The sequence below is a fragment of the Variovorax sp. P1_H12_2 genome, assembly GCF_056405335.1.
In genome coordinates, this window is record NZ_JBFUCI010000139.1 from 1 (window position 1) to 14,189 (window position 14,189).

Below are 14,189 nucleotides of genomic sequence, written 5' to 3' on the forward strand. Positions count from 1 at the left end.
TCTGAACCCGGATCAACATGCGTACTTGTTCCGGCTGGCCCGTCCGCAGACCCATTTGGTCGAGAAGGTCGTCACGGCCGTTCCAAACTCGCTGATCGACATGATCAACTCGTTGCACGATCGGCCAGCGTACATCCGGAATACTCGCTGGGACATCCTGGCCAGCAACGCACCCTACGGCAAGATTTGGGGTTTTTCCGTGGTTCCCGAGCGCCGCAATGTGCTCAGGATGCTGTTCTTGGAACCAGGCTATCGGTCGATAACCGAAAACTACGACTTGATCGTCGAACAAGTCGTTGCGCGCTTTCGGGATGATCGCAGTCGCAATCCGGAGGACGAGCAATCGTCGGAGCTGGTGCGCGAGCTGCAGGCGAAGAGCCGGGAGTTCGGAGAACTGTGGGGGCGGTATCGCATCACCGAAGCAGCACCGTATCCGTTGGAGATCAATCATCCCGTGGGAGGGCGGTTCAAGCTCGATCGCGTGCCACTTCGCCCCGAGCTCGTCCCTGGTGTCACGGTGGTGGTCTACCTGCCTGTCAACGAGGAATCCCACCGCGCGATCACCTCGATGTTTGGCTAGCGCACGTCCTGAGTGAGGCCTGGGAGATCGCGCCGAGAAACCTCATTCATTCAATCCCGGAACATCTGTTCTGTGCTCAGGTCATTTTTCCAGAAGACATAACTTTGCAGAATAAGGGTCATCCCAACGAATCGAGGAAAAATGACCATGGCTCTTGCAGAGACCGTCACCGTTGTCGGCGCTGGCCCCGTCGGGCTCATCACTGCGCTCGGATTGGCCAAGTCCGGGATTGCCGTCAATGTGTTGGAGCGAGGCAAGAGCATCATCGCTTCACCGCGAGCGATCGTGTACCACTGGTCTTGCCTCGAGGGACTGTCGGAGTTGGGCTTGCTGGAAGATGCCCTTCAGGTTGGCTTCTCGAAACAGGACTACTGCTACATCGAGTTCGCGACCGGCGAGCGAATCGAATACAGCCTGGACGTGTTGGAAGGGCGAGCGAAGTTCCCTTACAACCTTCACCTCGGTCAGGATCGGCTCGCGGAGATTGCGCTTCGCAAACTCGCTGCCTATCCGAACGTGAAGGTTCACTGGGGCGTCAACGTCAATGACATCAAGCAGGATGCCGAAGGCGTGGTGGTGCAAGCGGTGGGCCCCGCCGGAGAACTCGAATTCCGCAGTGGCTGGCTTGTGGGCGCCGATGGTGCCGGCAGCATGGTTCGAACCAAGCTGGGGCTGGAGTTCGAAGGCATCACCTGGCCGAAGCGCTTTGTCGCTGCGAATCTCTACCTCGACTTTTCCAAGTACGGCTTTGCGCGATCGACGTTCCTGATCGATTCCACCTATGGGGCCATCATCGCCAAGCTGGATCGAAACGATCTCTGGCGGTGCACCTACAGCGAGGACTTGGAGTTGCCCGAGGAGAGCATCCCGGAGCGCATGAAGAAGTTCTTGGAGGTGATCGTGCCACAGGCGAAGGATTACAAGCTGGACGCCTACTCACCCTATCGCATGCATCAGCGAGTGGCCACGAAGTTTCGGGTGGGACGGGTGCTGCTCGCGGGCGACGCAGCACACGCCACTAATCCCAGCGGTGGCTACGGCCTCGTCGGTGGGTTGTTCGATGTATACGCGCTTTACAAGGCTCTCGCCGCCGTGGCTCAAGGTCGTGCGGGCGACGAGGTGCTTGACAAGTATGCGGAGGACCGTCGCCGCGTCTTCCTGGAGGTCGTCTCCCCGGCGGCAACCGAGAACAAGCGCATCATCTTCGACACCAGCGATCCGGTGCAGCGTGCGGCCGACATGGCGAAGCTCCGAAAGCTTGGCGCCGACAAGGCCGCGCTGGTAGAACGCTTGATGTTGACGTCCCGGATGAGCTCCGAGCCGCTGGCTCCGCTCAGGTAGCACCGCGCTGCGACGTCGTTTGGAGCTTTTCTTTCCGGTCCAGGCCATCACCTCTGGAGGTCGCCTGCCGTTCACCGACGGTGAGCCGCTGGGGGTCCAGGCCTGGGCATCACATGGAGACATCTCTTGAGCAAGCTACCGGTTATCTTCGTTCCTGGAATGGCGTCCGACAGCCGCCTATGGCAGCCCGTCATCGACCGGCTTTCCGACGTCGTCGAGCCCCTCGTCGCCCGCTGCAGTGGCGAGTCCCTCACTGAGTTCGCAGACGAGATCCTGGCGCAGGCTCCTGCCCGATTCGCGATCGCCGGCATTTCGATGGGCGGGTATGTGGCACTCGAAGTCGCGCTGCGCGGGGATCCCCGCCTGGCGGGTCTCGCGCTTCTGAACACCAATGCGAGGCCCGCATCCGAGCTTCAGGTGCAGCGATCCACCGCTTTGCTGGAAGACGCCAAGCGAGGCCTGTTTGAGACCGTCGCGGACAAGCTCGCGGAAACCGTCGCCGCGGGCAAGGCGGACATCGTGCCTATCGCTGCGGCCATGGTTCGCACGCTGGGCCGAGATGGCTACTTGCGGCAGCAGCGGGCCGTGCTGGCTCGTCGTGATCGACGCGGTGAGTTGCGGCAAATCGCGGTGCCGACGCTCGTGATCGCGGGCGACGAGGACCGCATTTCAGCGCCAAGCCTGGCCAATGAGATCGCGCGAGCTGTCCCAGGCGCGGAGCTGGACATCTTCCCGTGCGGGCACCTCTCGACCGTCGAGGTTCCGGAGATGGTGGCGGCAAGCCTGCGCGACTGGCTTTCAAGGCGGGTACAGGGTGGAGCCTGATCGTTTGCCGCTGAACCTGGTGCGTGGGCACAGCGGGCGCGGTCGGCCGGCTGAGGCGCTGGCGTTGGTCGGAGTTGTCAGGAGCCTCGGATGATCGACAAGATTGCGATGACCGTCGGCGACGCACTTTCAGGCATTTTCGCGATGGATCGACCGTGCTGATCGGCGGCTTCGGCACTGCCGGCATTCCCAACGAACTCATCGACGGCCTGATCGAGCAAGGCGCGCGCGACCTCACCGTGGTGAACAACAACGCCGGCAACGGCGACCACGGCCTGGCCGCGCTGCTCAAGGCCGGGCGCGTGCGCAAGATCATCTGCAGCTTCCCGCGCCAGGCCGACAGCCATGTGTTCGACGGCCTGTACCGAAGCGGGCAGCTTGAACTCGAACTGGTGCCGCAGGGCAACCTGGCCGAGAGGCTGCGCGCCGCGGGCGCGGGTGCCTTCTTCACGCCCACCGGTTTCGGCACCGAACTCGCGATGAACGCCGATGGTTCGCCCAAGGAAACGCGCGTCATCAACGGCCGGCCCTATTTGTTGGAGTACCCGATCCACGGCGACGTGGCGCTCATCAAGGCCGAGCGCGGCGACCGCTGGGGCAACCTCACCTGCCGCAAGGCCGCGCAACTTCGGCCCGGTGATGGCCACCGCCGCGAAGCGCACCGTGGCCAGCGTGTGCGAGATCGCCGAGCTCGGCACGCTCGACCCCGAGACCATCGTCACCCCGGGCATCCACGTGAGTGCCCTCGTGCAGATTCCGCGCGTGGCCACGCAGGCCGGCGGCTTCAAGGAGGCCGCATGAGCACCTACACCCGCAGAACCAAGGACGAGCTCGCGAAACGCGTGGCGCAAGACACCCACGACGGCGCCTACGTCAATCTCGGCATCGGCCAGCCTACGCTGGTGGCCAACCACCTGCCACCGGGAATCGAGGTGATCCTGCACAGCGAGAACGGCATCCTGGGCATGGGCCCGGCGCCGGCCGCGGGACTGGAGGACTACGACCTGATCAACGCTGGCAAGCAGCCGGTGACGCTACTCGCCGGTGGCGCGTTCTTCCACCACGCCGACTGCTTCGGCATGATGCGCGGAGGCCACCTCGACATCTGCGTGCTCGGGGCCTTCCAGGTCTCGGCCACGGGCGACCTGGCCAACTGGAGCACGGGCGAGCCCGGCAGCATCCCGGCCGTGGGCGGCGCGATGGACCTCGCTATCGGCGCCAAGCAAACCTGGGTGATGATGGACCTGCTCACCAAGCAGGGACAGAGCAAGGTGGTCGAGCGCTGTACCTATCCGTTGACGGGCATCGGCTGCGTCAAGCGGTTCTACTCCGACCTGGCCACCCTCGAATGCAAGCCCGAAGGGCTGCAGCTGATCGACTTGGTCGCCGGACTGGACCTCGCCGAGCTCGAGCGCCTGGTGGGACTGCCTGTTCGCCCGGCGCGGCCCACAGGGGGAGGCGCCATGAGGCATGCCTACATTTGCGACGCACTTCGCACGCCGTTCGGCCGATACGGCGGTGCGCTAAGCGGCGTGCGTGCAGACGACCTCGGAGCGGTGCCGATCAAGGCGTTGATGGAGCGCAACCGGCGGGTGGACTGGGCGGCGGTCACCGACGTGATCTACGGCTGCGCCAATCAGGCCGGCGAGGACAACCGCAACATCGCGCGCATGAGCGCGTTGCTCGCCGGTCTGCCGCTGGAGGTGCCGGGGAGCACGGCCAACCGGCTTTGCGGATCGGGGTTGGATGCCGTCGGATCGGCGGCACGTGCCATACGCGCCGGCGAGGCAGAAATCATGATCGCGGGCGGTGTGGAGAGCATGAGCCGGGCTCCCTTTGTCATTCCCAAGGCGGAGAGTCTCTTCAGCCGCAGCACTGCGGTGTACGACACCACGATCGGCTGGCGCTTTGTCAATCCGTTGATGGCGGAGCGCTACGGCGTCGACTCCATGCCCGAGACGGCTGAAGCGGTGGCCCTTGGCTTCAAGATCGAGCGCGCGGCTCAGGACCGCATGGCCCAAGCCAGCCAGAGCAACGCAGCCGCCGCATGGTCGACCGGATTTTTTGCCGGCGATATCACGCCGGTTGTTGTCCAGCAGAAGAGGGGCGTGCCCGTCACGGTGGACCGGGACGAGCATCCGCGCGAGACCAGCCTGGACGCCCTCGCCAAGCTCAAGAAGGCCGGATGGAACCGTGACAGCAGGCAACTCCAGCGGTGTGAACGATGGCGCCTGCGCTCTGCTGCTGGCCAGCGAACAGGCCGCGGCCCGCCACGGACTGACGCCGCGCGCGCGTGTGGTTGGGATGGCGACCGCCGGCGTACCGCCACGCATCATGGGCATTGGACCGGCGCCGGCCACGCGCAAGGTGCTGGAACTCACGGGCCTGTCCTTGGCGCAGCTCGACGTGATCGAGCTGAACGAGGCGTTCGCGGCGCAAGGTCTAGCGGTGCTGCGCGATCTGGGCTTGGCCGATGACGATCCACGCGTCAACCCCAACGGGGGTGCCATCGCCCTGGGGCATCCGCTGGGTGCCAGTGGGGCGCGGTTGGCGACGACGGCGGTCAGCCAGCTGCACGCAAGCGGCGGCCGCTACGCGCTGTGCACGATGTGCATCRGCGTCGGTCAGGGCATTGCCGTGATCCTGGAGCGGGTGTGAGCCGAAAGCTCGCATTCTTCGGACAGACCATAGAGGACAACCATGCGAAATCTGGACCAGAACACGATCACGCAAGCCGTGCTCGCGCGTCACGCCAATACCACGAATCCGCGGCTGAAGAGGATCATGACCAGCCTGGTGCAGCACCTGCACGACTTCGCTCGAGAAGTGGAGCTGACGGAGGAAGAGTGGTTCCAGGGGATCGAGTTTTTGACGCGATGCGGCCACATCACCGACGACAAGCGTCAGGAGTTCATTCTGCTGTCTGACGTGCTGGGACTGTCGATGCTGACGGTGGCGCAGAACAACGACAAACCCAAGGGCTGCACCGAGGCGACCGTCTTTGGCCCCTTCCATGTCGAAGGCGCTCCCCACTACGAGCTGGGTGCGGACATCTCCAATGGCGCGCGTGGCATACCCTGCCTGGTGCGAGGCACCGTGCGTGGTATTGATGGCGAGGTGGTCGCCAACGCGCACATCGACGTCTGGCAGTCGGACGAGGATGKGCTGTACGACGTGCAGCACAGCGAGATCGATCATGCCCAGGCCCGAGGCATCGTGCACTCGAACGGTGACGGGCAGTACTGGTTCAAGTCCATCCTGGCTGTGCCCTACGCCATCCCGCACGACGGGCCCGTGGGCAAGCTGCTCGAAGCCACGGGCCGGCATCCGTGGCGGCCGGCCCACCTGCACTTCCTGATCAAGGCGCCGGGCTACGAGACGCTGATCACGCACGTGTTCCGCAGCGATGACCAATATCTGGACTCCGATGCGGTGTTCGGCGTCCGGCAGTCGCTGATCGCGGACTGGAGGCAACAGTCTGACGGCACCTACCTGGTGGAATACGACTTCGTGCTCAATCCGGCACCGGCGAAGGATTGAGTCGCCATGCGGGACTTCGTCTTTCATGGCCAGCCCTCGCGCGTCGTTTTCGGTGCGGGCGCGCTGCGCCACCTCGAGCGCGAGATCGATCTACTGGGTGCACGCCGGGCCTTGGTGCTGTCCACCCCCGAGCAGCAGGCACAGGCGCAACAGGTGGCCGACCGGCTGGGCACGCGGGTCGCGGGCCTCTTCCCGCACGCGGTGATGCACGTCCCCATCGAAACCGCGCGCGAAGCCAGGGACGAGGCGCGCCGCCTGGGCGCGGACTGTGCGATCGCCATCGGCGGCGGCTCCACCACGGGCCTGGGCAAGGCGATCGCCATGGAGTCCGCCTTGCCCATTCTGGCCATTCCCACGACCTACGCCGGCAGCGAGATGACGCCCATCTACGGCATCACCGAGGCGGGCCTGAAGAAGACCGGGCGCGATCCGCGCGTGCTGCCGCGCACGGTGATCTACGACCCCGAGCTCACGCTCAGCCTGCCGGTGGCGTTGAGCGTGACCAGTGCCATGAACGCCATCGCGCATGCGGCCGAGGGCCTGTATGCGCAGGACAGCAATCCCGTGATGGATCTGATGGCCGAGGAGGGGATTCGTGCGCTGGCGCAGGCGATACCGGGAATCCGTGCCGATGGTGCAAACGTGGAGGCTCGGGGCGACGCGCTGTACGGCGCCTGGCTGTGCGGCACGGTGCTCGGCAACGTAGGCATGGCGCTGCACCACAAGCTGTGCCATACGCTGGGCGGCAGCTTCAACCTGCCCCATGCGGAGGTGCACACGGTGGTGCTGCCGCATGCGATGGCCTTCAACGCGCAGGCGGCGCCCCAGGCGATGCTTCGCATCGCCCGAGCGCTGGGAACGACGAACGCTGCACAAGGGCTGTTCGATCTCGCTCTGAACAACGGCGCCCCGGTGGCCCTGCGCGACATCGGAATGGCGGAGAAAGACCTGGACCGGGCTGCAGACATCGCGGTCAGCAACCCGTACTGGAATCCCAGGCCGTTTGCAGTGGCCCAGCGCGAGGAAATCCGTCAACTGCTTCAGCATGCTTTCGAGGGTGCCCGGCCGAGTACGGCGGCTCTTTGAGCGGCGCAGATTTTTATTAGGAACCGAAGTACATGAGCGATACAACCACAGATCTTTCGCATCTGCGCCAATGGATCGGAAGGAGCGAGACTCTCGATGACGAGATCACGCGTGCCCCGGTGCGGGCGCTCAACGCGACCTTGGACTACCCTGACTTGGATATCACCGCTGGAATGCCGCTTCCTCTGCTGTGGCATTGGCTGTACTTTCTGCCCGCCCACCGTCAGAGCGAACTGGGGCCGGACGGCCATGCTCGCCGCGGTGGCTTCCTGCCACCGGTGCCGCTGCAGCGCCGGATGTGGGCGGGCAGCCAGTTCGAGTTCCATTCGCCGCTGAGCGTCGGTGACCCGGTCCGACGCGTGTCGACGATCGACGACGTAGCGGTTAAGGAAGGGCGCACCGGTCGGCTGGTGTTCGTGAAGGTGCGCCATGAACTCTTTCGCGCGGGTCGCTCGGAGAAGGCGATCACCGAGTTCCATGACATCGTCTATCGCGACGCGAAGCGCCCTGGCGATGTGGAGCCCGCACCCACACAAGCCGAGACGGGTGCTCCATGGCAGCGCCAGGTCGAACCGGACGATGTGCTCCTGTTCCGCTACTCGGCCCTGACCTTCAACGGACATCGCATCCACTACGACCGCGAGTACGTCACTCAGGTCGAGGGCTACCCCGGGCTGGTGGTGCACGGACCGCTCATCGCCACGCTGCTGATCGATCTCGTACGGCGGCAGGCGCCGGGTCGGGACATTGCCAGCTTCCAGTTCAAGGCGGTTCGCCCCACCTTCGACGGGAAGGCGTTCAGCCTGAATGGCGCGCCGTCGGCGGATGGACGCACGGTCTCTCTGTGGGCAGCGGATCACGACGGCTGGCTGACCATGCAGGCCACCGCGACCCTCACCTGAACGTTGGAGAGACCCCATGCCATTGCCATTGCAAGACATCACGGTCGTGTCCCTCGAGCACGCCATCGCTGCACCTTTCTGCACGCGCCAACTCGCGGACCTGGGTGCGCGCGTCATCAAGGTCGAGAGGCCCGGGACGGGCGACTTCGCCCGCGCGTACGACCACCGGGTGCGCGGCGAGGCATCGCATTTCGTCTGGACCAATCGCAGCAAGGAAAGCCTGGCCCTGGACCTCAAGGACCCGAAGGACCTGGCGGCCCTGAAGGCCCTGGTGGGCCGGGCCGACGTGCTGGTGCAGAACCTGGCCCCGGGTGCCACGGCGCGAATGGGGCTCGATTATGCCTCGCTGCACGCCGCGCACCCCCGTCTCATCGTCTGCGACATCTCGGGCTACGGCGACGACGGCCCCTACCGCGACAAGAAGGCCTATGACCTGCTGATCCAGAGCGAGGCAGGCTTTCTTTCCATCACCGGCACGCCTGGCACGCCCAGCAAGGCTGGCAACTCGATTGCCGATATCGCCGCCGGCATGTACGCCTACAGCAACATCCTCGCCGCCCTGTTGCTGCGGAACAAGACCGGCGAGGGGGCGCACATCGACTTGTCCATGCTGGAAGCGCTGACCGAATGGATGGGCTATCCGCTGTACTACGCGTTTGATGGCGCTGCGCCGCCGATGCGGGCCGGCGCTTCCCATGCCAGCATCTACCCCTATGGCCCGTTCGCCACCGGGGACGGCGGCACGGTGATGCTGGGCCTGCAGAACGAGCGGGAATGGAGCGCCTTCTGTGCGCAGGTGCTCGACGACGAGCCGCTGGCCCGGGACGAGCGCTTCGACAGCAATGCGCGGCGCAGTGCGAACCGGCAGGCGCTGGACGCGGTGATTCTCGGCAAGTTCAAGTCACTGAGCCGCGCCGAGGTGCTCGAACGCCTCGACAGGGCGGGCATCGCCAATGCGTCGGTCAACGACATGGCGGCCCTGTGGGAGCATCCCCAGTTGCGGGCCCGCGAACGCTGGCGTGTCGTCGGCAGYCCGGCGGGGGAGATTCCCGCGCTCCTGCCGCCGGGGCGCAGCAATCGCTGGGAAGCACGAATGGGAGCGGTTCCTCGGTTGGGAGAGCACACCGAGGCCATTCTTCGAGAGATCGGACACACCGCTGGTGGCCGGTCAACCCCCTCACCGGCATCTTGAAGGAGGGCCTATGGCACACGACACCGACAGCATCGGCACCCTGACCGAGCACTTCGCCAAACTCTGGTCGGGGCTGACCTGGGCTGACATCCCCGCGGCGGACATCGCCGGCATCAAGGACCACGTGCTCGACACGCTCGCCGTCGCCCTCGTAGGAGCCCGCACATCGGAAGCCGCCAGCGTCATCCGCGCCCTCACGGACGCGAATGGGGCCCGAGCCGGGGCGGCCGTGTGGGGCACATCGCACCGGCTGCCGCTGGCGCAGGCCGCGCTCGCGAACGGCACATCGGCACACGCTCGTGACTTCGATGACGGCGGTGGTTCGGGACATGCAGGCGCGACGGTGCTTCCGGCGGCCCTTGCAGTCGCTGAGCTGGCGGGCTCCTCCGGGCGGGACTTCCTGCTGGCGACCATCGCCGGCTACGACGTCGGATACCGCTCGCTGCTGGCCGTCGGGGGCTTCGCGGTGCACACCGGCCGGGGTTGGCACTCGTCGGGCACGATGGGCAGCCTCGGCGCTGCGGCAGGCGCGGCCAAGGTACTGGGGCTGGACGCCGGCCAGTTCACCAATGCGCTGGGCATCGCGGGCTCCTTCACCGGAGGGGTGTGGGCCTTCATCGACGACGGCGCGATGACCAAGCGCCTGCACCCGGGCAAGGCCTGCGAGACCGGCGTGGACGCGGCGCTGCTCGCCCGGGGCGGCATCACTGGCCCGCATCGGATCTTCGAGTCGCAGTTCGGGGGACTCTTCACCACCTACAACGGCGGCGTCGGATTCCGGGAGAAGGCGCTGGAGGGCCTGGGCGTCAACCTCAATGTCGCCTCTTCCTACCTCAAGCCCTACGCCTGTTGCCGGGGTTGCCACTCGACGATCGACACGGTGCTGGGGCTGATGGACAGCCACGGCCTGCGGGCCGACAAGGTCAAGCGCTTCGGCATCACGGCGGGGCAGACGGCCTACGACATGGTCTCGGTCTTTCCGATCGAGACCGTCTTCGATGCCCAGTTCAGCCTGCCCTATGCGGTGAGTATCGCCCTGGTCAGCGGCCAGGCCGGACTGGACCAGTTCGAGCCGCCACGCCTTGGCGAACCCGAGGTGCGCAGCGTGTTCGATCGCATCACCTTCGATGTCGACAGTTCGATCGGTCTGGAAGACGGCCCGCGGTTGAACATCGAGCTCACCGATGGCACGACGATCGCCGTGCCCGCCGGGAACCCGACGCTCGCCAAAGGTTCTGCCGTGCAGCCGATGACCCATGCCGAGGTGGTTGCCAAGGTGCACGCCCTCATCGATCCGATCGACCCGGCCTGGGCCGACGCGCTCATCTCGGCGGTGGAGGGGCTCGACCAGGCACCGAACGTCACGGCTGTGCTCGACGCACTGAAGATGAGAAGCTGACGTTTCGAGAGAGGACGAGCCATGCGTTTTCTGATCGTGGGTGCGGGCGCGCTCGGTGGCTATTTCGGGGCGCGCCTGCTGGCCGCTGGCTGCGACGTGACCTTCCTCTTGCGGCCGCGCCGCGTGGCGCAGCTGGCGCAGACGGGGCTGGTGGTGAAGAGCCCCAGGGGCGATCTGCAACTGCCGGTGCCACCCCACGTGCTGGCCGGGCATATCACCGCGCCATTTGACGTGGTGCTGCTGGGCTGGAAGGCCTACGACCTGGAGCCCACCATGGACGCGGTCGCGCCAGCGGTGGGGTCGGGCACCATGGTGCTGCCCTTGCTCAACGGCATGCGCCATCTGGATCGGCTGGCCGCCCGCTTCGGCCAATCCCAAGTGCTGGGCGGCTACTGCATGATCAATGCCGGTCTCGATGCAGACGGCATCGTGCGGCACTTCAACGACACCCATGCGCTGGCCTATGGCGAACAGGACGGCAGCCGGTCGCCGCGCATCCTGGCGCTGGAAAGGGCCTTCGCCGGCGCTGCGTTCGACGCCCGCGTCAGCACCACCATCCTGCAGGACATGTGGGAGAAGTGGGTGTTCATCGCCAGCGTCGCCGGCCTGACTTGCCTGATGCGTGCGGCCATCGGCGACGTCGTGAACGCCGGCGCCACTGACCTGGCCAACGCGCTGCTGAACGAGTGCATGGATGTCGCCGAACGCAATGGCCATGCGGTGCGGCCTGAAGCGGTGACCCGCTCCCGCGCGGCGTTGACGGCCAGCGGCTCGCCGATCACCGCGTCGATGCTCAAGGACATCGAACGGAGCGCCCCGACCGAGGCCGACCACATCATCGGTGACTTGCTGCAGCGCGGCCAGGGTGGCGCGCCGCAAGGTCTGTCGCTGCTGCGTGTGGCCCACGCGCACTTGAAGGCCTACGAGGCGCGCCGGGCGGGGGAGAGGGCGGCTTCGACCTGAAGCACGGCACTGCTTCGTACTCTCGAAGGTCGCGAGCCAAGCCTCAGGTCCACGATGGATTCGCTCGGATCACTTCGTGTGGAAGAAATGACGCGGGGCGCAAAGAGAAAGAAGGAGATGCAGGGTCATGGCTGATCGACTGAAGGGTAAAGTCGCCCTTGTCACCGGCATCGCCGCTGGCATCGGCAAGGGCATCGCGCTTCGCTTTGCGGCGGAAGGCGCGACGGTCTTCGGCACCGACATCAATGCGGCGGGGGCCGAGGCCACGGTGCGGCAGGCGGCGCAGGCCGGCACCCCGATCGAGGCGCTTTTGCCGATCGATCTCACCCAGCCCGCGCAGGTCCGACAGTGGATGGCACAGGCCGATGCGAAGTACGGCAGGGCCGATGTGCTCGTGAACGCCGGTGCCATCCCGCCGCGCCTCGCGCCGGTGGAGCAGATGGACTTCGAGACGCAGTGGCGCGCGACCATTGCCGGAGAAGTTGACCTGGTCTTTCTCGCCTGCCACTACGCCTGGCCGCTGCTGGAGAGGTCGGGGAAGGCTTCGATCATCAACTTCGCCTCCACCATCGCCCACCGGATGAATGGTCGCCCCGGGTGGATTGCGCACGCCGCGGGCAAAGGCGCCGTGCTCTCGATGACCCGTGCCCTCGCCGTGGAAGGCGGATCCAAAGGCATTCGGGCGAACACGATCTCACCCGGCCTGGTGGAGACCGAAGCAACCACCCATTCGCCCGGTCAGGTGGTTGGTGCGGACAGGGAGGCCATCCTCGCGTCACTGCCAGCAGGCAGGATTGGCCAGCCGGACGACATCGCGTGGGCTGCGGTCTACCTCGCCTCGGATGAGGCGACCTGGGTGACCGGCTCCGATTTTGGCATCAATGGTGGCCGGTTGGCGAAGTAATCCGGATGAGAGGGTCGCGCCATGGCAACGGACGCCGCCCGCTATTGCGATCCAGGTGCCTTACAAGACGATCTTTGTCGCCCGATGCATAGAGGGCGCGCATGTACTGGCTGAATCGCAGCGGCTGGCTGTTCGCGAAAAGACCAACTCGGCCTCCGGGCCGTTCCCAACCAGGAAAGCTTCAGAAAGGACCACATCATGTCGAACCAGAAAATCGCCATTCTCGGAGGCACGGGGTACACGGGTCAAAACCTTGCCCGCGAAGCCACGCGACGCGGACTCGCAGTTACCGCCGTCTCGCGAACTGCACCGAAGGATGCACTCCCAGGCGTGGCCTATGTGCGCGGCAGCGTCACCGACGATGCGCTGCTAACCAAGCTTGCGGCCGAACACGACGTCGTGGTGGTCGCGATGCGCGCTGCCGATGGGGTGCTGAGCGAGCACCTCCCCGCACTGGCCAAAGCAGTGATCGCCGGGAAGTCGCGCTGGGGTCATGTCAACGGTGCGGGCAGCGCGTTGGTCGCTCCAGGGGGCCTACGCCTGATCGACACGCCCGAGTTCCCTTCAGCGTACAAGGCCGAAGCGGCTCCTTGTGCCAGCGTATTCGACTGGTTGCGCGACGAGGCTCCCGCAGAGCTCAACTGGGTTGCCATCACGCCGGCAGCAGGCTACGGCAGCTCCAACCCGGGACAAGCGCTCGGTCACTACCGCAAGGGGGCGATCTGCTCGTGGTCGGTGATGAAGGCAAGTCGTACATCTCAGGTGCCGACTTTGCGCTTGCCTTTGTCGACGAGATCGTTGCACCGACGTTGCATCGCTCGCGAACCACGGTTGGCTACTGAGCATTCTCGCGTAGCTCGGCGAGGTGGGTGGTGCATACCAGAAAACTCAGGCTTGCGCGACCGGCAGTGTTTGTTCCGTGTCGACGCCGGCGCACGCATCGTGATGGCGCCGGGAGTTCTGGTCTACATCGAAGGCTCGCTCCGGGGTGACAGGTCGCGTAGCTGAGTTGTCGGCCTTTTGAGCAGCCGTCATGCCGGCAGGTGCCTCACTGCTGGAGTTCCTCGAGACGACGTGGATGACCCGCTGATCTCGAAACTTTCTGCTAGGACGGTGTTCGTGGTTTCACGGAAATGCTGAGCGATGAGATCACACGCCCCATTCGGATCTCTCGCCATGGCCAACTGCATCAAGCGCGTGTGCTCGTCCGTCGCTTCGCGGGCGCGTTCGCGGGTGGTTCGGACCGCGGCCAGGTTGCGATAGCGCTCCGACTTGTCGTACAGAAGTCCGCAAAGGCGCATCGTCCAATTGGACCCACAGCCTGAGATCAGTGCTTCATGAAACTGGCGGTGCGCGTGCGACCAGACAACATGCTCTTCAAGCGACGTAGGCAGGTCAATGCGGGACAGGCGATGAAAGCTGCTTAGGACGCGCGTCTCCCATTCGACATCCCCACG

General features: G+C 65.5%; 12 protein-coding genes and 3 pseudogenes. 14 read left to right on the forward strand and 1 reads right to left on the reverse strand.

Annotated elements, in window-relative coordinates; genetic code table 11:
• From AC1D2K_RS15735 to AC1D2K_RS15800, 14 genes and pseudogenes are all read left to right on the forward strand, one after another.
• A partial coding sequence (locus tag AC1D2K_RS15735; RefSeq protein WP_478089768.1) for an MmyB family transcriptional regulator occupies nt 1-580 on the forward strand: 580 nt, incomplete at its 5' end.
• 141 nt (nt 581-721) lie between these two features.
• Nucleotides 722-1,921: an FAD-dependent oxidoreductase gene (locus AC1D2K_RS15740; protein WP_478089769.1), complete on the forward strand. Its 1,200-nt coding sequence runs from the start codon at nt 722-724 to the stop codon at nt 1,919-1,921.
• Between the two features lie 126 nt (nt 1,922-2,047).
• Nucleotides 2,048-2,746 carry an alpha/beta fold hydrolase gene (locus AC1D2K_RS15745; RefSeq protein ID WP_478089770.1) on the forward strand — a complete coding sequence of 233 codons (699 nt, stop codon included), beginning with the start codon at nt 2,048-2,050 and terminating at the stop codon, nt 2,744-2,746.
• A gap of 90 nt (nt 2,747-2,836) precedes the next feature.
• Nucleotides 2,837-3,547: pseudogene (locus AC1D2K_RS15750) on the forward strand (3-oxoacid CoA-transferase subunit A).
• Nucleotides 3,544-4,185, forward strand: a pseudogene (locus tag AC1D2K_RS15755) (3-oxoacid CoA-transferase subunit B); the annotation flags it as partial. The pseudogenes AC1D2K_RS15750 and AC1D2K_RS15755, both read left to right, overlap by 4 nt.
• A 24-nt stretch (nt 4,186-4,209) precedes the next feature.
• Nucleotides 4,210-5,404, forward strand: a pseudogene (gene pcaF, locus AC1D2K_RS15760) (3-oxoadipyl-CoA thiolase).
• A 42-nt stretch (nt 5,405-5,446) separates the two neighbouring features.
• Nucleotides 5,447-6,286 (forward strand): intradiol ring-cleavage dioxygenase, encoded by an 840-nt coding sequence (locus AC1D2K_RS15765; protein WP_478089771.1) that lies wholly within the window; start codon nt 5,447-5,449, stop codon nt 6,284-6,286.
• 6 nt (nt 6,287-6,292) lie between these two features.
• A complete protein-coding gene (locus AC1D2K_RS15770) occupies nt 6,293-7,372 on the forward strand; it encodes a maleylacetate reductase (protein ID WP_478089772.1) in 1,080 nt (359 codons plus the stop codon).
• Between the two features lie 32 nt (nt 7,373-7,404).
• Nucleotides 7,405-8,274 (forward strand): HTD2 family dehydratase, encoded by an 870-nt coding sequence (locus AC1D2K_RS15775; protein WP_478089773.1) that lies wholly within the window; start codon nt 7,405-7,407, stop codon nt 8,272-8,274.
• 16 nt (nt 8,275-8,290) lie between these two features.
• The gene (locus AC1D2K_RS15780; protein ID WP_478089774.1) at nt 8,291-9,466 is read left to right on the forward strand and encodes a CaiB/BaiF CoA transferase family protein; all 1,176 of its coding nucleotides are present in this window, start codon (nt 8,291-8,293) and stop codon (nt 9,464-9,466) included.
• 10 nt (nt 9,467-9,476) lie between these two features.
• Nucleotides 9,477-10,865: an MmgE/PrpD family protein gene (locus AC1D2K_RS15785; protein WP_478089775.1), complete on the forward strand. Its 1,389-nt coding sequence runs from the start codon at nt 9,477-9,479 to the stop codon at nt 10,863-10,865.
• Between the two features lie 21 nt (nt 10,866-10,886).
• The gene (panE, locus tag AC1D2K_RS15790) at nt 10,887-11,828 is read left to right on the forward strand and encodes a 2-dehydropantoate 2-reductase (RefSeq protein WP_478089776.1); all 942 of its coding nucleotides are present in this window, start codon (nt 10,887-10,889) and stop codon (nt 11,826-11,828) included.
• Nucleotides 11,829-11,955: 127 nt separating this feature from the next.
• Complete coding sequence (locus AC1D2K_RS15795) at nt 11,956-12,732, forward strand: SDR family NAD(P)-dependent oxidoreductase (RefSeq protein WP_478089777.1); 777 nt, start codon at nt 11,956-11,958, stop codon at nt 12,730-12,732.
• Between the two features lie 198 nt (nt 12,733-12,930).
• Nucleotides 12,931-13,740: an NAD(P)-dependent oxidoreductase gene (locus AC1D2K_RS15800; protein ID WP_478089778.1), complete on the forward strand. Its 810-nt coding sequence runs from the start codon at nt 12,931-12,933 to the stop codon at nt 13,738-13,740.
• A 23-nt stretch (nt 13,741-13,763) separates the two neighbouring features.
• Here the strand turns inward: AC1D2K_RS15800 and AC1D2K_RS15805 are convergent.
• The coding region (locus AC1D2K_RS15805; RefSeq protein ID WP_478089779.1) for an FCD domain-containing protein at nt 13,764-14,189 on the reverse strand (426 nt) is incomplete at its 5' end.

What these genes read in the sequence shown, in the direction of transcription:
- AC1D2K_RS15740 (WP_478089769.1), top strand. Translation starts at nt 722, where the DNA reads ATGACCATGGCTCTTGCAGAGACCGTCACCGTTGTCGGCGCTGGCCCC.
- AC1D2K_RS15770 (WP_478089772.1), top strand. Translation starts at nt 6,293, where the DNA reads ATGCGGGACTTCGTCTTTCATGGCCAGCCCTCGCGCGTCGTTTTCGGT.
- AC1D2K_RS15775 (WP_478089773.1), top strand. Translation starts at nt 7,405, where the DNA reads ATGAGCGATACAACCACAGATCTTTCGCATCTGCGCCAATGGATCGGA.
- AC1D2K_RS15785 (WP_478089775.1), top strand. Translation starts at nt 9,477, where the DNA reads ATGGCACACGACACCGACAGCATCGGCACCCTGACCGAGCACTTCGCC.
- panE (WP_478089776.1), top strand. Translation starts at nt 10,887, where the DNA reads ATGCGTTTTCTGATCGTGGGTGCGGGCGCGCTCGGTGGCTATTTCGGG.
- AC1D2K_RS15795 (WP_478089777.1), top strand. Translation starts at nt 11,956, where the DNA reads ATGGCTGATCGACTGAAGGGTAAAGTCGCCCTTGTCACCGGCATCGCC.
- AC1D2K_RS15800 (WP_478089778.1), top strand. Translation starts at nt 12,931, where the DNA reads ATGTCGAACCAGAAAATCGCCATTCTCGGAGGCACGGGGTACACGGGT.